Annotated in this window: 27 protein-coding genes; 26 read left to right on the top strand and 1 reads right to left on the bottom strand. The window is 41.8% G+C overall.

Annotated features, from left to right (window positions below):
- Nucleotides 1–178 precede the first annotated feature (178 nt).
- The 15 genes from ACTWQL_RS10125 to sucD all read left to right on the top strand — a co-directional run bounded on the left by ACTWQL_RS10125 (nucleotide 179) and on the right by sucD (nucleotide 11,871).
- Nucleotides 179–508 carry a putative DNA-binding protein gene (locus ACTWQL_RS10125; protein ID WP_443142328.1) on the top strand — a complete coding sequence of 110 codons (330 nt, stop codon included), beginning with the start codon at nucleotides 179–181 and terminating at the stop codon, nucleotides 506–508.
- A 13-nt stretch (nucleotides 509–521) separates the two neighbouring features.
- On the top strand, nucleotides 522–1,874 hold the full coding sequence (gene ffh, locus ACTWQL_RS10120; RefSeq protein ID WP_443142327.1) for a signal recognition particle protein: 1,353 nt from the start codon (nucleotides 522–524) through the stop codon (nucleotides 1,872–1,874).
- 72 nt (nucleotides 1,875–1,946) lie between these two features.
- Nucleotides 1,947–2,219 carry a 30S ribosomal protein S16 gene (gene rpsP / locus ACTWQL_RS10115; protein WP_221564225.1) on the top strand — a complete coding sequence of 91 codons (273 nt, stop codon included), beginning with the start codon at nucleotides 1,947–1,949 and terminating at the stop codon, nucleotides 2,217–2,219.
- Between the two features lie 16 nt (nucleotides 2,220–2,235).
- Nucleotides 2,236–2,463, top strand: a complete 228-nt coding sequence (locus tag ACTWQL_RS10110; RefSeq protein WP_261132789.1) for a KH domain-containing protein — start codon at nucleotides 2,236–2,238, stop codon at nucleotides 2,461–2,463.
- A 353-nt stretch (nucleotides 2,464–2,816) separates the two neighbouring features.
- Nucleotides 2,817–3,338, top strand: a complete 522-nt coding sequence (gene rimM, locus ACTWQL_RS10105) for a ribosome maturation factor RimM (protein WP_443142326.1) — start codon at nucleotides 2,817–2,819, stop codon at nucleotides 3,336–3,338.
- A complete protein-coding gene (trmD, locus tag ACTWQL_RS10100; protein WP_443142325.1) occupies nucleotides 3,335–4,075 on the top strand; it encodes a tRNA (guanosine(37)-N1)-methyltransferase TrmD in 741 nt (246 codons plus the stop codon). Before rimM ends, trmD begins: the two co-directional genes overlap by 4 nt.
- A gap of 140 nt (nucleotides 4,076–4,215) precedes the next feature.
- On the top strand, nucleotides 4,216–4,563 hold the full coding sequence (rplS, locus tag ACTWQL_RS10095) for a 50S ribosomal protein L19 (protein WP_221564237.1): 348 nt from the start codon (nucleotides 4,216–4,218) through the stop codon (nucleotides 4,561–4,563).
- Nucleotides 4,564–5,018: 455 nt separating this feature from the next.
- Entirely contained in the window at nucleotides 5,019–5,570 is a 552-nt protein-coding gene (gene lepB / locus ACTWQL_RS10090; protein ID WP_443142324.1) for a signal peptidase I, read from the top strand.
- Nucleotides 5,571–5,579: 9 nt separating this feature from the next.
- Nucleotides 5,580–6,434 carry a ribosome biogenesis GTPase YlqF gene (gene ylqF / locus ACTWQL_RS10085; RefSeq protein ID WP_443142323.1) on the top strand — a complete coding sequence of 285 codons (855 nt, stop codon included), beginning with the start codon at nucleotides 5,580–5,582 and terminating at the stop codon, nucleotides 6,432–6,434.
- 268 nt (nucleotides 6,435–6,702) lie between these two features.
- Entirely contained in the window at nucleotides 6,703–7,485 is a 783-nt protein-coding gene (locus ACTWQL_RS10080) for a ribonuclease HII (RefSeq protein ID WP_443142322.1), read from the top strand.
- 50 nt (nucleotides 7,486–7,535) lie between these two features.
- Complete coding sequence (locus ACTWQL_RS10075; protein WP_443142321.1) at nucleotides 7,536–9,068, top strand: hypothetical protein; 1,533 nt, start codon at nucleotides 7,536–7,538, stop codon at nucleotides 9,066–9,068.
- Nucleotides 9,065–9,343 (top strand): EscU/YscU/HrcU family type III secretion system export apparatus switch protein, encoded by a 279-nt coding sequence (locus tag ACTWQL_RS10070; protein ID WP_443142320.1) that lies wholly within the window; start codon nucleotides 9,065–9,067, stop codon nucleotides 9,341–9,343. Before ACTWQL_RS10075 ends, ACTWQL_RS10070 begins: the two co-directional genes overlap by 4 nt.
- Nucleotides 9,344–9,406: 63 nt before the next feature.
- A complete protein-coding gene (locus tag ACTWQL_RS10065) occupies nucleotides 9,407–9,565 on the top strand; it encodes a small, acid-soluble spore protein, alpha/beta type (RefSeq protein WP_443142319.1) in 159 nt (52 codons plus the stop codon).
- A gap of 218 nt (nucleotides 9,566–9,783) precedes the next feature.
- The gene (sucC, locus tag ACTWQL_RS10060; RefSeq protein ID WP_443142318.1) at nucleotides 9,784–10,944 is read left to right on the top strand and encodes an ADP-forming succinate--CoA ligase subunit beta; all 1,161 of its coding nucleotides are present in this window, start codon (nucleotides 9,784–9,786) and stop codon (nucleotides 10,942–10,944) included.
- Between the two features lie 18 nt (nucleotides 10,945–10,962).
- The gene (gene sucD / locus ACTWQL_RS10055) at nucleotides 10,963–11,871 is read left to right on the top strand and encodes a succinate--CoA ligase subunit alpha (RefSeq protein WP_443142317.1); all 909 of its coding nucleotides are present in this window, start codon (nucleotides 10,963–10,965) and stop codon (nucleotides 11,869–11,871) included.
- A gap of 85 nt (nucleotides 11,872–11,956) precedes the next feature.
- On the opposite strand, the gene ACTWQL_RS10050 is transcribed toward sucD, so the two are convergent.
- Nucleotides 11,957–12,250 (bottom strand): hypothetical protein, encoded by a 294-nt coding sequence (locus tag ACTWQL_RS10050; protein ID WP_443142316.1) that lies wholly within the window; start codon nucleotides 12,248–12,250, stop codon nucleotides 11,957–11,959.
- A gap of 754 nt (nucleotides 12,251–13,004) precedes the next feature.
- On the opposite strand from ACTWQL_RS10050, the gene dprA reads away from it, so the two are divergent.
- The 11 genes from dprA (at nucleotide 13,005) to fliE (ending at nucleotide 22,799) form a co-directional block, all read left to right on the top strand.
- Nucleotides 13,005–13,817, top strand: a complete 813-nt coding sequence (gene dprA, locus ACTWQL_RS10045; protein WP_443142439.1) for a DNA-processing protein DprA — start codon at nucleotides 13,005–13,007, stop codon at nucleotides 13,815–13,817.
- Between the two features lie 78 nt (nucleotides 13,818–13,895).
- Nucleotides 13,896–15,965 (top strand): type I DNA topoisomerase, encoded by a 2,070-nt coding sequence (topA, locus tag ACTWQL_RS10040; protein ID WP_443142315.1) that lies wholly within the window; start codon nucleotides 13,896–13,898, stop codon nucleotides 15,963–15,965.
- 11 nt (nucleotides 15,966–15,976) lie between these two features.
- Complete coding sequence (trmFO, locus tag ACTWQL_RS10035) at nucleotides 15,977–17,284, top strand: FADH(2)-oxidizing methylenetetrahydrofolate--tRNA-(uracil(54)-C(5))-methyltransferase TrmFO (RefSeq protein WP_443142314.1); 1,308 nt, start codon at nucleotides 15,977–15,979, stop codon at nucleotides 17,282–17,284.
- A 96-nt stretch (nucleotides 17,285–17,380) separates the two neighbouring features.
- On the top strand, nucleotides 17,381–18,268 hold the full coding sequence (gene xerC, locus ACTWQL_RS10030; RefSeq protein ID WP_443142313.1) for a tyrosine recombinase XerC: 888 nt from the start codon (nucleotides 17,381–17,383) through the stop codon (nucleotides 18,266–18,268).
- A 36-nt stretch (nucleotides 18,269–18,304) separates the two neighbouring features.
- On the top strand, nucleotides 18,305–18,847 hold the full coding sequence (hslV, locus tag ACTWQL_RS10025; RefSeq protein ID WP_443142312.1) for an ATP-dependent protease subunit HslV: 543 nt from the start codon (nucleotides 18,305–18,307) through the stop codon (nucleotides 18,845–18,847).
- Between the two features lie 19 nt (nucleotides 18,848–18,866).
- Complete coding sequence (hslU, locus tag ACTWQL_RS10020; protein ID WP_443142311.1) at nucleotides 18,867–20,264, top strand: HslU--HslV peptidase ATPase subunit; 1,398 nt, start codon at nucleotides 18,867–18,869, stop codon at nucleotides 20,262–20,264.
- A 19-nt stretch (nucleotides 20,265–20,283) separates the two neighbouring features.
- Nucleotides 20,284–21,063 (top strand): GTP-sensing pleiotropic transcriptional regulator CodY, encoded by a 780-nt coding sequence (codY, locus tag ACTWQL_RS10015; RefSeq protein ID WP_221564278.1) that lies wholly within the window; start codon nucleotides 20,284–20,286, stop codon nucleotides 21,061–21,063.
- 184 nt (nucleotides 21,064–21,247) lie between these two features.
- Nucleotides 21,248–21,385, top strand: coding sequence for a hypothetical protein (locus ACTWQL_RS10010; protein WP_443142310.1), 138 nt, complete (start codon nucleotides 21,248–21,250; stop codon nucleotides 21,383–21,385).
- Between the two features lie 274 nt (nucleotides 21,386–21,659).
- Nucleotides 21,660–22,046 carry a flagellar basal body rod protein FlgB gene (flgB, locus tag ACTWQL_RS10005; protein ID WP_443142309.1) on the top strand — a complete coding sequence of 129 codons (387 nt, stop codon included), beginning with the start codon at nucleotides 21,660–21,662 and terminating at the stop codon, nucleotides 22,044–22,046.
- Nucleotides 22,047–22,050: 4 nt separating this feature from the next.
- A complete protein-coding gene (gene flgC / locus ACTWQL_RS10000; protein WP_443142308.1) occupies nucleotides 22,051–22,497 on the top strand; it encodes a flagellar basal body rod protein FlgC in 447 nt (148 codons plus the stop codon).
- 14 nt (nucleotides 22,498–22,511) lie between these two features.
- Nucleotides 22,512–22,799, top strand: a complete 288-nt coding sequence (fliE, locus tag ACTWQL_RS09995; protein ID WP_443142307.1) for a flagellar hook-basal body complex protein FliE — start codon at nucleotides 22,512–22,514, stop codon at nucleotides 22,797–22,799.
- Nucleotides 22,800–22,878 lie beyond the last annotated feature (79 nt).

The following is a 22,878-nucleotide window of genomic DNA, read 5'->3' as shown; positions in this document are numbered from 1 at the left end:
GGTTTTAAAAAGGTGCCTGGCACCGAACGAGAAGCCTAGCGCCCCAACGGGTTCAAAATGGTGCCAGGCACAAAAATCAGTACGAAAACTGATGTTAAGAAAAAAACTTGACAAAGGTTTCTATGGGGTGTAGTATGATTAATCGTAAAGGCATTTCGCTTAACAAGGAGTGGATTGAGTGCTTGAGAAAACGATGCGAATCAATTTACTGTTTGATTTTTACCATGCTCTTTTAACTCCGAAACAGCGGAAATATATGGCCCTTTATTATCTCGATGATCTTTCCCTTGGAGAGATTGCAGAGCAATATGAAGTGAGCCGCCAAGCAGTTTATGACAATATCAAACGAACAGAATCAATGCTCGAAGAATACGAAGAAAAGCTTGAACTTCTCGGAAAGTATCAGACCAGACAGCAGCTATTGAGTGAATTACGCAAACAAGTTGCTGAGCAAAAAGATCAGAAAGAGTTGCTCGATACGATCGATCGTGTCGAGAAATTGGATTAGGAGGCGGCATTCTATGGCATTTGAAGGTTTAGCCGACCGACTTCAACAAACACTTCAGAAGGTTCGCGGAAAAGGTAAAGTTACCGAAGCGGACGTTAAAGTCATGATGCGAGAGGTTCGACTGGCGTTATTAGAGGCTGACGTAAACTTCAAGGTTGTTAAGCAATTCGTTGCAAAGGTCAAAGAAAGAGCGATCGGACAAGAAGTCCTTGAAAGTCTTACACCTGGTCAACAAGTCGTCAAAGTAGTCAATGAAGAATTGACAGCGCTGATGGGTGGAGAGCAAAGCAAGCTTGCGGTTGCCAACAAACCACCGACAGTCGTGATGATGGTGGGACTTCAAGGTGCAGGTAAGACGACGACAACCGGTAAACTGGCTAATCATCTCAGGAAGAAGAATAACCGGAAACCGTTACTTGTCGCAGCCGACGTGTACAGACCGGCAGCAATCAATCAATTGCAGACACTAGGAAAACAGCTCGGTATGCCTGTATTCGATCTCGGTACAGATACGAGTCCCGTTGAAATCGCGAAGCAAGGGATTGCAAAAGCGAAAGAAGAGCATCACGATTATGTGATCATCGATACAGCGGGTCGACTGCATATAGATGAAGGTTTGATGGATGAGCTATCTCAAATCAAAGAGCTTGCAAAGCCGGATGAAATCCTGTTGGTTGTAGATGCGATGACTGGTCAAGATGCAGTCAATGTCGCTGAGAGCTTCAACGACCAGCTCGGTCTCACGGGTGTTGTCCTTACAAAACTAGATGGTGATACACGTGGTGGGGCAGCCTTATCAATCAGATCTGTAACCGAGACGCCGATCAAGTTCGTCGGTATGGGCGAAAAGCTGGATGAACTGGAGCCTTTCCATCCTGAACGTATGGCTTCAAGGATTTTAGGTATGGGAGATGTTCTTTCTCTCATTGAAAAAGCTCAAACGAATGTGGATGAAAAGAAGGCGAAAGAGCTTGAAGAAAAAATGCGGACGATGAGCTTTACGTTCGATGATTTTCTTGAACAGCTTACCCAGGTACGAAGCATGGGTCCACTTGATGAACTACTTGGCATGTTACCGGGTTCCGGACAGATGAAGCAGTTGAAGAACGTCAAAGTTGACGAAAAACAGCTCAATCATGTTGAAGCAATCATCCAGTCGATGACGAAGGGTGAAAAGCAACAACCTGATACAATCAACGCTAGTCGAAAGAAACGTATCGCAAAAGGAAGCGGTCGTTCCGTTCAAGAGGTAAACAGGCTCTTGAAACAGTTTGAGGACATGAAGAAAATGATGAAACAAATGTCCAATATGCAAAAAGGTAAGAAAAAAGGTGGAATGGGCGGTATGAAATTCCCATTCATGTAAAGAGAGATTTCACCGGTACTCGATACCGTGAAAATAAAACAATTTATAAAAAATTTAGGAGGAATTATAGATATGGCAGTAAAAATTCGTTTAAAGCGTATGGGAGCAAAAAAATCTCCATTTTATCGTTTGGTAGTAGCAGATTCTCGTTCACCTCGTGATGGACGTTTCATCGAAGAGATCGGATACTACAACCCGATTGCACAACCAGTTGATGTGAAAATCGACGAAGAGAAAGCTCTTGATTGGATGTTGAAAGGTGCAAAGCCTTCTGACACAGTACGCAACCTTTTCTCTGACGCTGGTCTGATGGAAAAGCTTCACAATGCTAAAAACCAAAAATAAGTAGGGTGGGATTGATATGGAAGAGTTAATCGAAACGATTGTTAAGGCTCTTGTCGATCACCCAGAAGATGTGCGCATAGAAGAGGTTGAAACGAGCAGCACTGTCACTTATCAACTCACTGTTCATAGTGAGGACATGGGTAAAGTGATTGGAAAGCAAGGTCGGATCGCCAAGGCGATTCGAACCGTAATCAATGCTGCTGGTACCAATGAGCGTAAAAAGATAAATTTAGAGATTGTTTGATTCAAGTGAGAGGTGGGGGCAACCCCGCCTCTTCTTTTACACTGTGAGAAAGATGTTAAAATAGAGGACAACTATTCCGATATTTTTGAGATTATGGCTTGTTTTCAAAAAATAGAGGACAACTGTTCCGCTATTTCGGTGAAACACCTCTGATTTTTTCGAGTTTCAGGCAAATAAGGTCTCTGATGTCCTCTAATTTGATCAGTGAAAAATCTTCTTACACCTGAAGGCGCGAAGCCAACACCATAGGTTTGGCTTTGCCAGGTTGGCTAGAAATTTCAGGACCAAGGGGCGAATATATGTTTTTTGATTGAATCATGATAGTAGGAAATAAGTTATTCGGGGGAAAAATGATGAGCGAATGGTTTAATGTAGGAAAAATCGTCAATACACATGGAATCAGGGGTGAAGTGAGAGTCATCACCCGTTCGGATTTTGCTGATGAGCGATATGAGGAGGGTTCGAAGCTTTATCTATTTCAACCTGGGAAAAAAGAGCCTGTTCCCTTAGTAGTCCGCTCCCACCGCAAGCATAAACAATTCGACCTTGTCTCTTTTGAAGGCTACCCGTCCATTAACGAAGTCCAACCATTGCGGGATGGTATATTGAAGGTCCATAAAGAACAACTTGAGGATCTGCCTGCAGGTGAATTCTATTATTATGAAATCATCGGATGCGAGGTTAAGACAATAGAGGGTGAACATCTCGGTAAAGTGAAAGACATACTATCCCCTGGTGCGAACGATGTCTGGGTCGTCTATTCAGATGAAACGAAGAAAGATGTCTTGATTCCATATATAGAACATGTTGTAAAAGAAGTGGATGTTGTCGAAAAACAAATTTTGATTGAACCAATGGAAGGGCTATTAGAATGAAAATTGATATTTTAACCCTTTTTCCCGAGATGTTTGATGGCGTCTTGAATAGTTCCATTTTGAAAAAAGCTCAAGAAAAAGAAGCAGTAACGTATTCTGTTATCGATTTCAGGGAATACACCACGAACAAACATCGGAAAGTCGATGATTATCCTTATGGCGGAGGTGCAGGAATGGTTTTGACTCCGCAGCCCTTGTTCGATGCGGTGGACCAGCTTAAAAGTGGTCAGGAAACTTCCTCCAGGGTCATTCTGATGTGTCCGCAGGGAGAACGTTTGACGCAGCAAAAGGCGGAAGAACTATCACAAGAAGATCATTTGATTTTCATCTGCGGTCATTATGAAGGATATGATGAGCGTATTCGGGCGCATCTTGTTACAGATGAAATTTCGATTGGGGATTATGTTCTTACCGGGGGAGAACTAGCTGCGATGGTAGTGATCGATAGTGTTTCAAGGCTCTTACCCGAAGTGCTAGGCAATGAAGAGTCTTCTAAGCTGGATTCATACTCTTCCGGACTCCTTGAACATCCCCATTACACTCGGCCGGCAGACTTTCGGGGAATGAGGGTACCTGAGGTTCTTCTTTCTGGAGACCACGCGAAAATCCAAAAATGGCGGGACCAAGAATCGTTGAAAAGGACGTTCTTAAGGCGTCCTGATTTGATCGATATGGCGGCATTAAGTGAAGAAGACCGAATCTACTTGGAAAAGGTAAAAAAAGATAGAGATTCATAAACAAAGTCTTTTCAGGATATTGCGTCATCACTACGTTTATGCTATGATATTCTTTGTGGCTTATGCCGCTTGATTACGATGTTCCGCTGTTATGATGGAAAAGCATAGACAAGAACATTTGTAAGGAAGGAGGAAATACCATGCAACAACTACTTAATGATATTACAAAAGAGCAGTTGAAAACAGATTTGCCAGAATTCCGTGCAGGAGATACTGTCCGTATCGACGTTAAAGTTGTCGAAGGAACGCGTGAACGTATCCAGGTATTCGAAGGTGTTGTAATTAAACGCCGCGGATCTGGAATCAGCGAAACATTTACTGTTCGTAAAATTTCTTACGGCGTTGGAGTTGAGCGTGCTTTCCCAGTACACTCACCAAAAATCGCTAAGATTGAAGTTGTACGTCACGGTAAAGTACGTCGTGCTAAGCTATACTATCTACGTGCACTACGTGGAAAAGCAGCACGTATTAAAGAAATTCGCAGATAATGACGCACACTCGTGCGTAAAGGAGCTTGGAAACAAGCTCCTTTTTACATACCTTTTTATATTAGGATGAATTTCTTTGAGCGAAATTTGCGACACTTTCTGTGTGAAAAGCGAGCCAGGCAAGACACCACAGCGAATTAAGGATCTTCGACTAACAGCCACCACGTGGCATGGTGAACGTCGAAGCCAGCATAAGGAAAGCTTCTAAGAATTCTCATCGCCAGACACGAAAATGTTTTCTTGTGTTGAGATCCTGTGCAAGTGAGCGAGGAGGCTTGCGGATCGCCTGCGGAAAGCGAGTATATTTCCACGCTATAACAATAGAATTGTGAAAAAAACACTCTTTAGATCCAATAGAAACAAATGAATCTTTCACACTGACAGATGATTGTTTTAACCATTTCGAATATAATGAAGTATAGATAAATGGTAAATAGAAAAACTGGGGTGGAGAAATGACAAAGCGCAAAAGTGAATCTTGGGAATGGCTGAAGGCACTTGTTATTGCATTAGTGATTGCAGCAGGTATCCGTTACTTCTTATTTGCACCAATTGTGGTAGATGGGGAGTCAATGATGCCGACACTTCATAATGGAGATCGAATGATCGTCAATAAATTCAGTTATGAGGTAGGGAAACCTGACCGCTTCGATATTGTTGTGTTCCATGCTCCTGAAGGAAAAGACTATATAAAAAGGATAATCGGTCTTCCAGGGGATAAAATCGAATATAAAGATGACACACTATACGTGAATGGGAAAGCAGTTCCGGAGCCATACTTGAAGGAATTTAAACAGGGCCTTTCAGGAGGTAATCTGACCTATAATTTCGATTTAAGTGATGAAATCGGCACCCAAACTGTTCCAAAAGGACATGTGTTTGTACTGGGAGATAACAGACAACATAGTAAAGACAGCCGGAACATTGGCGCAATTCCGATGGATCAAATCATTGGTAAAGCGAATGTGATATTTTGGCCGGTTGCACATTTTGAAGTGCTAAAGTAGGTGAATTAAATGCAAATCCAATGGTTCCCTGGTCATATGGCCAAAGCAAGACGCGAAATTACAGAAAAACTGAAGATGATCGATGTCGTGTTCGAGCTTGTTGATGCACGAATCCCTTTGTCTTCACGGAATCCCATGATTGATGAGATTGTTGAACATAAACCTAGGCTGGTTTTGCTGAACAAGACCGATATGGCCGACCGTGCAATCACCAAAGAATGGGAAGATTATTTTGCCGCACGTAATTTGAGGACTGTCACAGTGAATTCCAAAACAGGACAAGGTCTAGAAAAGATTTCGGAAATTGCTAGAGAGCTTGTAAAGGACAAGCTAGATAAGATGATTGAAAAGGGTGTGAAACCTCGGGCAGTCCGAGCTTTGATATTGGGAATACCGAATGTCGGCAAATCAACGCTCATCAACCGACTCGCAAACAAGAAGATTGCGAAAACAGGTGATCGACCTGGAATAACACAAAGGCAGCAATGGATCAAAGTTGGAAAAGAACTTGAGTTGCTTGATACTCCAGGAATATTATGGCCGAAATTCGAGGATCAGACTACGGGTTATCGATTAGCAGTAACTGGTGCAATCAAGGACGACATCCTCGATTTTGGAGACATTGCCTTTTTTGCAGTTCAATATTTGAAGGATGCCTATCCTGAAAAACTGATTGATCGTTACAAGTTGACCGATACATCTGCTCCTCCGCTTGAAGTCTTTGAAGAGATTGGAAAAAAGAGGGGTTGCCTCATCAAAGGTGGAGAAGTAGATTTTGAAAAGGCTGCTGAAATCATCTTAAGAGACATCCGTTCTGAAAAGCTTGGACCGATTTCATTCGAAAGACCAGCAGACTACGAATAAGACGCTGAAACAAGGGGTTGGCTTGATAGTGATGAAACTATCATGCCACCCCTATCTTTACATTGAAAGAAAGTATAAATACTTTCTTCAATATTAGAGCAGATAAAGCTCAGCCTGCGCCAAAGGCTTGACCTTGCCAAGCTTTTTTTATGTATTTAGAGAAGGTAAACTATAATTCAATAGCTGGTGTGCAAAAGGGATAATTTCGCCGAAATCACCAATTAATAAAAGTTTCTACATAAACATTCTTTACAAAAAGGAGAAAACGATGGAAAAGAAATCAATTAAGGAGCTTCGGGCGCATATCGAAAGTCACGAAGGAGACCTTGATGATGGGTTTATTCAACAATTGAAAAATGATCCAAGAAAAGGCGTCCAACAGCTTTATGCACAATGGTGCAAGCGCAAGGAACAAGAAAAGGCACGAATTGATACATATAATCGTATGTCGATGATCGAAAACCATTGTTATTTGAATGGGTATCGTTTGGTAGCTGGAATTGATGAGGTTGGTCGGGGACCACTTGCTGGACCAGTCGTCGCCAGTGCGGTCATTTTAGATGCAAATACACCGATCATTGGACTGAACGACTCAAAGAAGCTTTCTGAGCCTGTTAGAGAGAAGTTATACGAAAAGATCATCAGGAATGCTGTGACAATTGGTGTCGGGGTTGTATCCGTACAAGAAATCGATCGGTTGAATATTTATCAAGCTAGTAAAATTGCGATGATGAAGGCAATCGAGGATTTGCCAATCGAACCTGATTATCTATTAATAGATGCGATGGACCTCCCAATGGATCTTCCGCAAGAGAACATCATTAAAGGGGATTCGAAAAGCAATTCAATAGCTGCTGCTTCAATCGTGGCAAAAGTGACTAGGGATAAGTTGATGAAGGAAATCGATCGTAAGTATCCGCAATACTACTTCAAATCAAACGTTGGCTATGGAACGGCACAGCATTTAGAAGCATTAAAAGCCCATGGGATCACACCTGAACATCGTAAATCGTTTGCCCCTGTTTCCGAATTGGTACCAAACAAAAGCTAATGTGATGCCGATATAAGGTAGGAACAGTTTATGACGGAGGGGGTTACGTTATGAAGGCGATGCCGATCGAATCCATCATTCGAAATATAGGTCGTTTGAACCCTGTAATAGAATTGAAACCCGGGCAGATTTTTTCAGGTAAAGTATTGGCTTTGTACCCGAACGATCTAGCCCAGGTACAACTGGCAGGCCGGAAAATAAACGCTCAGCTGTTGACCGGCTTGACCCGAAACGAAAACTATTGGCTCCAAGTTAAGTCAAGTACAAGTGGCGGGATACCGGTTTTGGAAGTACTAGAGCAAAACAAGGTTAATCAGCTGCCTGCACAGATTTTCGGTAACCGTAAAAATCAGCCAGCTATACAACAGATGTTTAAGAATCTTTCTAATGAACGACTTCCGATCACAAAGGAGTTGATCACTGTTGCTGAAAAATGGTTAACCCAAATGCCTTCCGTAGATAAAGGGATACAAGCTGTCAAAACAATGTTGATTAAAAATCTTCCTGTTACAGAAGCCATTTTTAAAGCACTTTACCATGTGCAAGATAGCCGATCGCTGACCTCAGAACTCCAATCACTACAGCAAAACATAAAAGGAGCAACGACGTACGGTGGAGAAAGCGCGGTTGAAAAGGTGATTTCCCGTGTATTGGATGCCACATCACGGAACACAGCCATAGAGACTGTCAAACAGCTTATGCAGTTATATTCTCTTCCGACGACTGATTCGCAATCGAAGCTGCAAATTGAAAACATATTTCGGACGTTGGATATGAAAATACCATATATGTATCAAGAGTTACATACACATTCTGGCAAGACTCAAATTTCAGATGAAGCGTTTTTGAAAGAGTTGAAGCTGAATATGTCTCTTCCGAAAGGCGAACTTTATTTACAGCAAAAATTAAGTACAATCAGCACGGAACAGTTGAATTGGATCCATGAGCAGCTAAATATGAATAAGACACCGAAGCCGCATCTTAATTTAATTGAAATCGTCCGTGGACTTGGTTTGACGTTCGAGCATGATTTGATCAACACACAGCTTGGAGAACTGAAAAATCAGCAACAATTAAAATCTGCACTTCTAGAGCTGTTATCTCAGGAATTACCTGGCAGTATCAAGGATAGGGCTGAAGTGTTGTTACATAGACTTACTGGTCAGCAGCTGTTGCATTCGAGTGAGAACCAATCCATCACCTCATTATTTTATCAATTTCCTGTTCACTTCAAAGAATGGGAGAGCGATGTGATGATGCGTTGGGATTTGAAGAAGGAAACGTCTGGGGAGATTGATGAAAATTTCAGCCGCATCCTTTTTTATCTGGATTTACAATTTCTCAAAGAAACGGTCGTTGATATGAATGTACAGAACAGAATCATTTCCGTTAGAATCATCAATGAAAGTGAATCCCTTAAACATCATATCTCAGAAATAAAACCCCAATTGAAAGATGCGCTTGAGAAAATCGATTACAAGCTGTCTACTGTGAAAATAGAGAACCCTTCTGAAGGATCCACGCTATCCTTCCAAACTGGATTACAAGACATGTCTTCACGAGGAGTGGATCTTTCCATATGACGAACCAAGAACGTAAATCAGCTGTAGCTTTGAAATATGATCAATCTACCAACAGCTCACCAAAAGTGGTAGCGAAAGGCAAGGGGACTACAGCTGAAGAGATTTTAGAAACAGCACGGCAGAATCAGGTACCGATTCAAGAAGATACGTCGTTAGTCCAATTGCTTTCAAAGCTCGAAATCAACCAGGAAATTCCACCAAACCTATATCAGGCGGTAGCCGAAGTTTTCGCTTTCGTGTATCAGTTGGATCAGGCATCGAAACCGAAGGATTGAACAAGGACTCATAATGAAAGGCAAAACACCGCATACTATTAAAAAATAGAGAGGTGGTTGTTTATGAGGAAAAACAAGCTGGAAGTACCAGGATGTGATCAAGCAGTCCAACAATTCCGTGAAGAATTTGCTGAAGAATTCGGTATTTTTCGACCGGCAGCCGAGCGTGAAAGCATCACGAAGAAAATCGTGGATGAGCGAAAAAAGAATGAAGACTGTTAAATAAAGCAATTGGCACTTGTGTGGATCTTAAAAATTCACAAAGTGCCTTTTGTTATTTCTCCTGTATAAGATGATTGCTTTAAGCCCCAATTTCGACTTTTCCATCCCAAATTCTTGAAATTCAAGAGAAATCAGTCGCAACGGTGGACATGAGAGCGGTTTATTTATACAATAAAAACGGTGTTGCATAGATTAGACACATGATAGGAGGATGGAGAATGAATATCCACGAGTATCAAGGAAAAGAACTCTTGAGAAAGTATGGGGTATCAGTTCCTAATGGAAAGGTTGCATATACGATTAAAGAAGCAGTAGATGCAGCTAAAGAACTCGGTACTGAAATCAATGTAGTTAAAGCTCAGATTCACGCTGGTGGACGTGGGAAAGCCGGCGGTGTTAAAGTTGCTAAAAATCTTGATGAAGTGCGTACATATGCTGAAGAGATTTTAGGCAAAACACTCGTTACCCATCAAACAGGCCCTGAAGGAAAAGAAGTTAAGCGTCTTCTAATTGAAGAGGGCTGTGACATCAAGAAAGAATACTATGTAGGACTTGTATTGGACCGTGCTACTTCACGTGTCGTCATGATGGCATCTGAAGAAGGCGGTACTGAAATCGAAGAGGTAGCAGAAAAGACACCTGAAAAAATCTTTAAAGAAGTGATCGATCCGGTAGTTGGACTTAGTCCTTACCAGGCTCGCCGCTTAGCTTTCAACATCAATATTCCGAAAGAACTCGTGAATAAAACAGTCAAGTTCATGATGGGCTTATATACTGTATTTGTTGAGAAGGATTGCTCAATTGCAGAAATCAACCCTCTCGTAACGACTGGAGATGGAAATGTAATGGCGCTTGATGCGAAATTGAACTTTGATTCAAACGCATTATTCCGTCATAAAGATATTCTAGAATTGCGTGACTTAGATGAAGAAGATCCTAAGGAAATCGAAGCTTCTAAGTACGACCTCAGCTATATCTCCCTAGACGGTAATATCGGTTGTATGGTTAACGGAGCAGGTCTTGCGATGTCAACGATGGACATCATCAAATATTACGGCGGGGACCCTGCGAACTTCCTTGATGTTGGGGGCGGTGCAACAGCTGATAAGGTAACTGAAGCGTTCAAAATCATCTTGTCTGATCAAAATGTAAAAGGTATCTTCGTAAACATTTTCGGCGGAATCATGAAATGTGATGTTATTGCTGAAGGTGTAATCGAAGCTACGAAACAAGTAGGTCTTGAACTTCCTCTAGTCGTACGTCTGGAAGGAACGAATGTAGACCTTGGTAAAAAATTGTTGAATGAATCCGGATTGAACATCACTGCAGCTGAGTCTATGGCTGACGGTGCAGAAAAAATCGTTTCACTAGTGAAGTAGGAAGGTGGGGAAAACTCGATGAGCGTTTATGTTAATAAAGATACGAAAGTAATCGTACAAGGGATCACAGGTTCAACAGCCCTTTTCCATACGAAACAAATGCTTGAATACGGTACTAAAATCGTTGGAGGAGTGACGCCTGGTAAAGGTGGAACAGAAGTTGAAGGAGTTCCTGTATTCAACACAGTTGAAGAAGCAGTGAAAGAAACTGGAGCGAATGCTTCTGTCATTTATGTGCCTGCACCGTTCGCTGCAGACGCGATCTTTGAAGCAGTAGATGCAGAGCTTGACCTAGCGATCTGTATTACAGAGCACATTCCTGTAATCGACATGGTGAAAGTCAAGCGTTATATGGAAGGCAAGAAGACGCGCTTGGTCGGTCCGAACTGTCCTGGTGTCATCACTCCAGAAGAATGTAAAATCGGAATTATGCCTGGCTATATCCATAAGAAAGGACATGTCGGGGTTGTTTCCCGTTCTGGAACATTGACTTATGAAGCAGTCCATCAGCTGTCTCAAGCTGGTATCGGCCAATCTACAGCAGTAGGTATCGGTGGGGACCCAGTCAATGGTACAGACTTCATCGACGTGCTTAAAGCATTCAATGAGGATGAAGATACTTATGCAGTCATCATGATCGGTGAAATCGGTGGTACTGCTGAAGAGGAAGCTGCAGAGTGGGTAAAAGCGAACATGACGAAACCTGTTGTTGGATTCATTGGCGGTCAAACTGCACCTCCAGGAAAGCGCATGGGACATGCAGGTGCAATCATTTCAGGCGGTAAAGGTACTGCGGAAGAAAAGATCAAGACCATGAATGCATGTGGAATCAAGGTAGCTGAAACGCCATCTGTAATGGGAGAAACGTTGATTTCTGTATTAAAAGAACAGAATCTATTAGAATCTTGCACAACACATAGCAAATAATACAACAAGGGGCTGGCCCGAAGAAAGGTTTCAGAGATCTCCGATCAGAGATGTCTGGGGCTAACGGACCGGCTCCTGTTTCTTTTTATATGGGCAAGGAGTTCGTCCGCAGAGTTAGATACATAAATGTTGCTCCGTTATGCTTTACATAATTGTTACATGAAATCAGATGCTTTATTAATGAAGGCTCTTTTCTAAAAGATTGTGGCTCTTGAGTTATTTTTAAAAAATAACCTAGTGCAAGTTGATTGGAGAGCAAGGTGCGAGACTCCTCGAAAATGAAAATCGCATTTTCTTCGTGCGATGTAACGCTGCCGAAGCTTTCCTTGTCCTGCGGGATCAGCGTGCCTACTACCTGAATAATCTCCTCGCAAGGCATGCGACGAGGAGGCTCGCTTCGACAGGACTTTCTTGTAGACGCAGGAGCACAAATGCTTCCTTGAAAAGGAGACTCCTGAGGTCGCAAGGCGACGAGTGGGCTCACCGGCACGCCCCGCGGAAAGCGAGCATCCTGGAGCGGAAATCAACGCCTTTTAAAGAAAACTTGGCGAGACCAAGCCTTTTGTAGGTCGAGCCTTAGCTGCCCTTATACTGAAGAAAGTATTTTATACTTTCTTTAAGTGCAAGAGCAACTAAGTTTGCGAAAACAGCCTTAAAGAAAAACCGCAACAACCATGGGGGAAAGGTGGTCAATCGCAATCTAGATTAAGCAGCCACTTTTTACATAACGGACACCAGAGCCGTTATTTGTGAAAAAAGCAGCTGTTTTACTATGATATTTGCGAAATAAGGTCCCTGGTGTCCGTAAGGTTTATAGAAATCTATTGTTTTGGTCAAATAACGTCTCCTGTGTCCGTTAAGGGTAAGTACAGTACAACCTGGTTCCAGTGAAGAACTTTTCCTAGATTCAACAACTATAAGAATAACGGAGCAAAAAAATAAAGGTGAATTGCCTATACATATCGAACAAATCGTGAAGAAGATTTTTCCTCAAGTGGATACATTGCACAAAAATCGTAATAAAACATTCCAGTTTATAAAAAGAGGAGATCGATTCATTGTTAAGTAGAAAGAAAGAACGTCTTTTATTTTTATCTGAGTGCAAGGGTTTGGGGATTAAAACATTGTCTAGAATGATTAGGGAAGACAGTACGCTTGAAAAAGTGTTTCAATTGAGTAATCATCAATTAAAGACACAGTATCTACTTTCCCAATCGACTGTAGTCCAAATCAGAGACAAAAAGAAGCAAGAAGCGTTTTTGAACAAATCCCAGAAATACAAGAATGAAAACATCGAAGTCATTACCATATTCGATGCGGGATATCCTTCCTTATTGAAGGAAATTTTCGACCCTCCGCTTGTTCTATATGTAAAAGGGGATTCGAGTCTTTTGCAAGGAGAAAAAATATTGAGCGTTGTCGGAACAAGAGATGTATCAATTAACGGTCGGCGCAGCCTCGAGAAAATCATCACTCCCATGATTGAACAAGGCTGGACCATTGTAAGCGGACTGGCTTACGGAATTGATATTTTAGCACATCGGATCACGATGACATCGAATGGTCAGACGATTGCTGTTCTTGGCAGCGGGTTCAATCATATTTATCCTCGGGAACATGCCGAGGACGCACAAAGGATTGCATCGGAACATCTTTTGATTTCCGAATTCCCACCTGATCGGAAACCGGCAAAGTGGCAGTTTCCAATGAGAAACAGGATTATTAGCGGGCTTTCCAGGGGAACATTGATTGTAGAAGCCCGTGAAAAGAGTGGTTCCTTGATAACAGGTGATCAAGCGCTTCAACAAGGAAGAGAAGTTTTTGCGGTGCCTGGTTCGATATTAGAACCACGTACGATGGGGACACATCACTTGATACAGCAAGGCGCAAAGCTTGCCGCAAGTGCGGAAGATATTCTTGAAGAGTTGTCTGACTTTAAATCTTAAGTTTGACAAACCAACATACTATATACAATAATAGGGAAGATTTTAAAATTAGAAAAAAAGGGGGAGACAGATAGAATTATGGCTGATTACTTAGTAATAGTAGAATCTCCCGCCAAAGCAAAAACGATTGAAAAATATTTAGGAAAAAAATATATCGTAAAAGCTTCAATGGGACATGTACGTGATTTACCGAAAAGCCAAATGGGTGTTGATGTAAATAACGATTTTGAACCTAGATACATTACGATCAGAGGGAAAGGTCCTGTACTGAAAGACCTGAAGACTGCTGCAAAGAAAGTAAAAAAGATTTTTCTCGCAGCCGACCCCGATCGTGAAGGTGAAGCGATTGCTTGGCATTTGGCCCATAGCCTTGAAATGGATGATACATCTGATTGTCGGGTTGTGTTCAATGAAATTACGAAACAAGCTATCAAAGACTCGTTCAAGAGACCTCGTAAGATCAACATGGATCTTGTAGATGCCCAACAAGCGAGACGGATTCTAGATCGACTGGTCGGCTATAACATCAGTCCTTTGCTATGGAAGAAAGTGAAAAAAGGATTAAGTGCCGGTCGTGTCCAAACTGTTGCATTACGCTTGATTGTCGAACGAGAAAAAGAAATACAAAATTTCAAACCAGAAGAATACTGGAAAATCAAAGCGATATTCGATCAAAATGGTGAACAATTCGAAGCGTCCTTCTTTGAATTGAATGGTGAAAAGGTTGAACTTTCGAATGAAGAAAAAGTGAAGGAAGTCTTGAAACACATCAAAGGTGAATCATTTGATGTCACTTCTGTTCAGAAGAAAGAGCGTAAAAGAAATCCAGCCGCTCCATTTACCACTTCTTCATTGCAACAGGAAGCAGCAAGAAAATTGAATTTCCGTGCAAAGAAAACCATGATGATGGCACAGCAATTATACGAAGGGATCGATATTGGGAAAGAAGGGACTGTCGGTCTCATCACCTATATGAGAACCGATTCCACACGTGTATCTGATGTAGCCAAAAGTGAAGCACGCGATTATATTACAGAACAATATGGATCGAAATTCACGAGCAATCGACCGACTGGAAAAAAGTCCAATAATGCACAGGATGCCCACGAAGCAGTACGCCCGACGTCGACTCTGCGGGATCCGAAAGCTGTCAAAAAGTATTTGAGCCGGGATCAGTATCGTTTATACAAATTGATTTGGGAACGTTTCGTTGCAAGTCAGATGGCACCAGCGATCATGGATACCATGGCGGTCAACCTGGACAATAACGGAGTACGTTTCCGTGCAAACGGATCAAAAGTGAAATTCCCTGGTTTCATGAAGGTTTATGTTGAAGGTAACGATGATAACAAGAAAGATGAAGATAAGATCCTCCCAGACCTGAAAGAGGGTGATTCGGTCAAAACAGAAGATATTGAACCGAGCCAGCACTTCACGCAGCCTCCACCAAGATATTCAGAGGCGAGATTGGTCAAAACGATGGAGGAACTTGGAATCGGACGACCATCCACCTACGCACCAACACTCGATACGATTCAACGTCGTGGATATGTGGCATTAGACGCGCGGAAATTCGTACCGACTGAGCTCGGGGAAATCGTATTGGAGCTAATCCTTGAGTTTTTCCCTGAAGTCATTGAAGTCAAGTTTACCGCTGAAATGGAAACGAGTCTCGACCATATCGAGGAAGGTACAGAAGAGTGGAAGAAAATCATTGCTGCCTTTTATAAAGAATTTGAGAAAAAATTGAAGGTTGCAGAGGAAGAAATGAAAGAAGTAGAGATCCAGGACGAACCTGCCGGTGAAAATTGTGAGAAATGCGGCAGCGAGATGGTCTATAAAATGGGTCGATACGGGAAGTTCATGGCTTGCTCGAATTTTCCTGACTGCAGAAACACGAAACCGATTGTCAAAGATATCGGTGTAAAGTGTCCAAAATGTAATGAAGGAAATATCGTTGAGCGAAAAAGTAAAAAGAGGCGCATCTTCTATGGTTGCGATCGATATCCAAAATGTGATTTCGTTTCATGGGATAAACCGATCAGCCGGCCATGCCCGAAGTGCGAAAGTTTACTCGTCGAAAAGAAAACCAAGAAAAGCAATACGATCCAGTGTACGAATTGCGACTATAAAGAGAAACAAAATTAGGGTGATGGAAATTGAATTTACAAGCAGTTAATGTCGTAGGTGCAGGGCTAGCAGGAAGTGAAGCTGCTTGGCAGTTGTCAAAACGCGGAATTAAAGTCAATCTATATGAAATGAGACCGAAGAGGCAGACACCGGCACATCATACGGATAAATTTGCAGAATTGGTTTGCAGCAACTCACTTCGTTCGAATGCCCTGACTAATGCTGTAGGGGTACTTAAAGAAGAGATGAGACATTTGGATTCTGTCATCATCCAAAGTGCAGATGACTGTTCTGTCCCTGCCGGAGGTGCGTTGGCAGTAGACCGCCATGAATTTGCAGCGAAAGTGACAGAACGCGTAAAAGGTCATCCTAATGTGACGGTCTATGAAGAAGAAATCCGTGGAATTCCTGAAGGACCTACGATCATTGCGACAGGTCCATTGACTTCTGAGGATCTATCAAAATCGTTATTATCACTGACAGGTGAAGAGTATCTGTATTTCTATGATGCTGCAGCCCCAATTATTGAAGTGGATAGCATCGACCGTGATAAAGTTTATTTGAAATCCCGGTATGATAAAGGGGAAGCCGCATACTTGAACTGTCCGATGACAGAAGAGGAATTCGATCGATTTTATGAGGCGCTTATTTCAGCCGAAACGGTACCTTTGAAAGAATTTGAAAAAGAAATTTTCTTTGAAGGATGCATGCCAGTAGAGGTGATGGCAAATCGGGGAAAGAAGACTTTGCTTTTCGGACCAATGAAACCAGTAGGACTAGAAGATCCGAAAACCGGGAAACAACCATATGCCGTTGTTCAATTACGACAGGACAACAAGACTGGTACACTCTATAACATCGTAGGTTTCCAAACCCACATGAAATGGGGCCCGCAGAAGGAAGTCATAAGATTGATCCCTGGTTTGGAAAATGCGGAGATCGTTCGATATGGTGTCATGCATCGGAATACGTTTATCAATTCACCAAATTTACTTAAACGGACATACCAGTATAAAGACCGTGATGATTTGTTCTTCGCCGGTCAAATGACAGGTGTGGAAGGTTATGTGGAAAGTGCGGCTTCTGGTTTGATCGCAGGAATCAACGCTGCACGTCTTGTTCAAGATCAAGAGCCAGTTGTTTTCCCGCTGGAAACGGCATTGGGCGGCATGGCAGAATATATTACGACTGCCAACCCGGATAACTTCCAGCCAATCAATGCGAATTTTGGACTCTTTCCTCCGCTTGATAAGAGAATCAAGAATAAGAAGGAACGATACGAAAAGATTGCAGAGCGAGCACTGGGAACAATTCAGAATTTTTTAACAAAAGTGTGAATATATATTGTCAAGACCTCTAAGTTGTGATACGATTTAGGGGTCTTTATGCTAATTGTTCCACTATTCAGAAAATAATAGGAAGTTGATCGTGATATGCAAGAAGACATCCGTCTTTTCATCGAATATTTACAAATTGAAAAAAATTGTTCGCAGCATACCGTCATCAATTATCAAGTTGACATCGACGATTTTGTGGAATTCATGAGGCAGCAAGGCTTGGACCTATTTGCTGCTGTTTCTTATGTACATGTCCGTCACTATCTGACAATATTGCATGAAAAGAAATATGCCAGAAAATCTGTAGCAAGAAAAGTCTCAACATTACGAAGTTTATATCGGTTTTTAATCAGAGAAGAACGCTTAGAACAGAATCCTTTTAAAACTGCTAGTCTACCGAGACAAAACAAGCGACTCCCCAAATTCTTTTACGCAGAAGAACTTGAGGAGTTGTTTGAAGTTTCAGACTTAAACACTCCCTTGGGACAGAGGAATCAAACGTTGCTCGAACTTCTTTACGGAACGGGAATTCGAGTCAGTGAATGCTGCGGTCTTACTCTGAAAGACATCGATCTTTCGATTGAAACGATTCTTGTAAGGGGAAAAGGGCGCAAGGAAAGATATGTCCCGATCGGCAGTTATGCAATCGAATCGTTGGACCATTATTTGAACTCTGGCAGGAAGACATTAATGAAAACGAAAGAGCATGATAAACTCTTCGTGAATTATAAAGGGGATCCTCTGACGGACCGAGGTGTGAGGAAAGTTCTGAAAAAGATGATCGAATCGACATCTTTGACAATGAACATCACACCACATATGCTGCGTCATACGTTTGCGACCCACTTGTTGAATGAAGGTGCTGATTTGAGAGCAGTGCAGGAACTATTGGGTCATTCCCAACTGTCTACCACTCAAATTTATACACATGTTACAAAAGATAGATTACAGCAGATGTATCGCAATTTTCATCCAAGAGCTTAAACGGGGTTAGGATTCAATGATGGGAGGAGGTCTATTATGAGTACATTCCATGCTACCACCATTTTTGCTGTCCATCATAAGGGTGGCTGTGCAATGGCAGGAGACGGGCAAGTGACGTTCGGAAATGCCGTGGTGATGAAACATACTGCGAAGAAGGTCCGAAAGTTATACGACGGTAAAGTTCTAGCTGGATTTGCGGGTTCAGTCGCGGATGCTTTCACTTTATTCGAAAAATTTGAAGCCAAACTAGAGGAATTCAATGGGGATCTGCAACGATCTGCAGTAGAACTTGCAAAAGAATGGCGTGGTGACAAGATGCTTCGAAAACTGGAAGCGATGTTGATCGTCATGAACAAAGAAACACTTCTGCTTGTTTCCGGCACTGGTGAAGTCATCGAACCGGATGATGGGATACTAGCCATCGGATCAGGTGGTAACTATGCATTGTCGGCTGGAAGGGCGCTGAAAAGGCATGGTGAACATTTATCTGCCGCAGATATCGCGAAAAGCGCATTAGAGATCGCTGCAGAGATTTGCGTTTATACGAATGACCAGATAATTGTTGAACAATTAACTTGAAACGGGGGAGTTTGACACGATGAAAATGGATTATACACCAAGACAGATTGTTGAACGACTTGATCAGTTCATTGTTGGTCAGAAAAGTGCGAAGAAAGCGGTAGCTATTGCACTCCGAAACCGGTATCGCAGAAGTTTGATCGACGAATCGATAAGAGATGAAGTCGTACCGAAAAATATACTGATGATCGGTCCAACTGGTGTAGGGAAGACTGAAATCGCTAGAAGGCTGGCTAAGATCGTAGGCGCGCCTTTTGTAAAAGTGGAAGCGACCAAGTTCACCGAAGTCGGTTATGTCGGCCGTGATGTCGAATCCATGGTCCGTGACCTGGTTGAAACATCAATCCGTATTGTAAAAGAAGAGAAAATGGCCTCGGTTAAAGAACCTGCCGAGCAGAATGCGAATAAACGGCTAGTGGAAATGTTGGTACCTTCAAAGAAACCCGAACAGACTTCTTATAAGAACCCTCTGGAAATGTTGTTCGGAAATCAACAACAACAAGATTCAAACGACAATTCCGATCCTGAAAAAGATCAAATTGCTTCAAAAAGGAAACAGATTGCTCATCAACTATCGCTTGGTGAATTGGAAGATCATTATGTCACTGTAGAGGTTGAGGAACAAAACCAGAATATGATGGATTTGTTCCAGGGCTCAGGAATGGAACAAATGGGAATGAATATGCAGGATATGCTCGGTAATCTGATGCCGAAGAAAAAGAAAAAACGCAAGCTTACCGTAAAGGAAGCAAGAAAGGTCCTGACCCATGAAGAAGCACATAAATTGATCGATATGGACGAAGTTGGTCAAGAAGCTGTTACAAGAGCCGAACAAACGGGTATGATTTTTATAGATGAGATAGATAAGATTGCAGGTAAAGGCAATCAATCAGCAGATGTCTCACGTGAAGGGGTGCAAAGAGATATATTGCCGATCGTAGAAGGATCGACAGTTGTCACGAAGTATGGCCCTGTCAAAACGGATCACGTGTTATTCGTTGCAGCAGGCGCGTTCCATATTGCAAAGCCTTCAGATCTTATACCTGAGCTCCAAGGAAGGTTTCCGATCCGGGTAGAATTGTCCAGTCTCAACATTGATGATTTCGTATCGATCCTGGTAGACCCTGACAATGCGTTGACAAAACAATATATAGCACTTTTGCAAACTGAAGGTATAAACATAGAATTTTCTGACGATGCTATTCGTAGAATTGCGACAATCGCAACCGAAGTGAATCAAAATACTGACAATATTGGAGCTAGAAGGCTTCATACGATTTTGGAAAGGTTATTGGAAGATTTATCTTTTGAAGCCCCGGATATTAATCTTGAGACTATTACAATTACTCCTGATTATGTCGATGAAAAACTAGGAGCCATTGCAAAAGATCGAGACTTGAGTCAGTATATCTTATAACAATTAGGAGGAGTTACAAATGAATTTATTAGAAAAAACAAGAAAGATCAATGCGTTATTACAAGAGTCTGGTGGTAAACCAGTTAACTTTAAAGAAATGGCTGGTACACTATGTGATGTGATCGAAGCGAATATTTTCGTCGTCAGTCGCCGCGGGAAATTACTTGGATTCTCTCTCGTACAGGAAATTGAGAATGAGAGAATGAAGAAGATGCTCGTTGACAGACAATTCCCTACAGAATATACGAAGAACCTTTTCAACATTACAGAAACATCTTCAAACCTGGATATCAACAGTGACTATACCGCTTTCCCTGTTGAAAACAAAGATCTATTCGGTAAAGGCCTTACGACAATCGTGCCGATCGTTGGTGCAGGGGAACGTTTAGGGACCTTGATTCTTTCACGTTTGAATGAATCGTTCAAAGATGACGATCTCATTCTTGCTGAATATGGTGCAACAGTTGTAGGTACTGAGATTCTCCGTGAAAAATCTGAGGAAATCGAAGAAGAAGCTCGTAATAAAGCAGTAGTGCAAATGGCAATCAGTTCATTATCGTATAGTGAATTAGAAGCCATCGAGCATATTTTTGAAGAATTAGATGGAAACGAAGGACTGCTTGTCGCAAGTAAAATTGCTGACAGAGTTGGAATAACACGTTCAGTGATTGTAAACGCGCTCCGTAAGCTAGAAAGTGCGGGGGTAATCGAATCTCGTTCACTCGGAATGAAAGGGACGTATATCAAGGTATTGAATGATAAATTCTTACATGAGCTTTCTAAATTAAAGGCAATCTAATGAGGAAGAAGGACTGACGCCAATGTCAGTCCTTCTTTTTTTCTGTTATGTAATTCATTATTGTTGATTTAGGCGAGATTGCCTTCCTTTCATTTGTTGCTCTTGAAAGTTGTTGATTTCCGCTCCAGGGTGCTCGCTTTCCGCGGGGCGTGCGGTGAGCCCATTCGTCGCCTTGCGACGTTGAATGGTCTCACCTGTCCCGCTGATCCCGCAGGAGTCTCGCACCTTGCTCTCCAATCAACTTGCACAAGGTGATTTTTCAAAAAATGACTCAAAGCAACAATCTTTTAGGAAAGAGCCTATTTATAAACGCACAGATTGAAATCCGATTCTTTAGCAGCCAATCTCGAATTATGTCGAATATTTATGATTAAAAAGAAGGATTTTTCCTGTAGTTTGCGGAAATTAGGTAGTAAATAAGTCGAAATATGATGATATGAGTCTAAGGTCCTATTTAAATATTAGTCCTTTATATCGAAAAAAATCGAAATATCGGAAAATACATAGACAGTAGATGGTATTAACTATAAAATACACCTGAAAGCAATTTAGAAATTGTTGGATATTGAGGAAATTTTACTATAAGGAGGGTAGATATGCTAAATTCAAGTACAATTCGAAATCTTGAACAGGCATTGAATTATCGTACAGCAAATCATGAGTCGATTGCGAATAATATTTCGAATGCTGATACTCCGAACTATAAAGCTAAATCAGTGGAATTCAGGGATACTTTAAACCGCTCCATAAAAGCCTATCGGACGGACCAGAAGCATATTCCTTTCTCTACAGAAGCTTCAGTTAACCCATCCTTCTTTACTAAAACCAATGCAGACACATCGTATTCCCATAATGGAAACAATGTTGATATTGATAAGGAAATGACGAAACTAGCAGAAAATCAATTGTATTATCAAGCGCTGATCCAGCGAATGAATGGTAAATTCAGTTCAATGAACACGGTGATCAAAGGGGGAAGATAGATAAATGGGATTATTCAACTCAATGAATATTTCGGGTTCCGCATTAACCGCTCAACGGCTTAGAATGGATGTTGCCTCATCGAATATGGCTAACGCAGAAACGTCTCGTTCAGAGCTGGTGAATGGAGAATGGCAGCCTTACCGAAGAAAAATGGTCGTACTTAAGCCAGGAGGGACAGAATTCAATTCGATTTTATCGAAAGTACAATCGGGTGATCAGTTGAAGGGTGTCAAAGTAAGTTCGATTGTAGAAGATGAACAACCTTTTAAATTGGCATATCAACCAGAGCATCCAGATGCAGATGATCAAGGATATGTACGCATGCCGAATGTCGATCCCCTCAAAGAGATGGTGGATTTGATGAGTGCTACTCGGTCTTATGAAGCGAATGTGACTGTAATGAACGCAGCAAAAGGGATGTATATGAAAGCGCTGGAAATCGGAAGGTAAAGGGAGTGTTGTGATTGCAACCAGTACAATTAAATGTGACTACATTACCAGCTGTTGAAAAATCCACACCTAGTCAAGCACGTGATCAGCTGGCGTTATCATTTAAGGATTTACTACATAAGGTCAATGAAGCTCAGATCAAGTCTGATATCGAGACAGAAAAGCTCATTTCAGGCAAGACTGACAACTTACATAATGTGATGATCACAGCTGAAAAGGCAAGTATCACTTTGAATACAGCTGTGGAAGTACGGAACAAAGCGATTGAAGCTTATCAGGAAATCATGAGAATGCAGGTTTGATAGCATTCTATAGCAATTACATTTACGCACATAGTTTTCGAGGGTCATGAAAATTTTCTGACCATTGAAAATAAATTTT

It is taken from the genome of Pseudalkalibacillus sp. R45 (assembly GCF_052246725.1).
Lineage (GTDB): Bacteria > Bacillota > Bacilli > Bacillales > Fictibacillaceae > Pseudalkalibacillus.
Note: the sequence above shows the minus strand (reverse complement) of the source record. Positions and strands in the feature narration are given on the sequence as shown.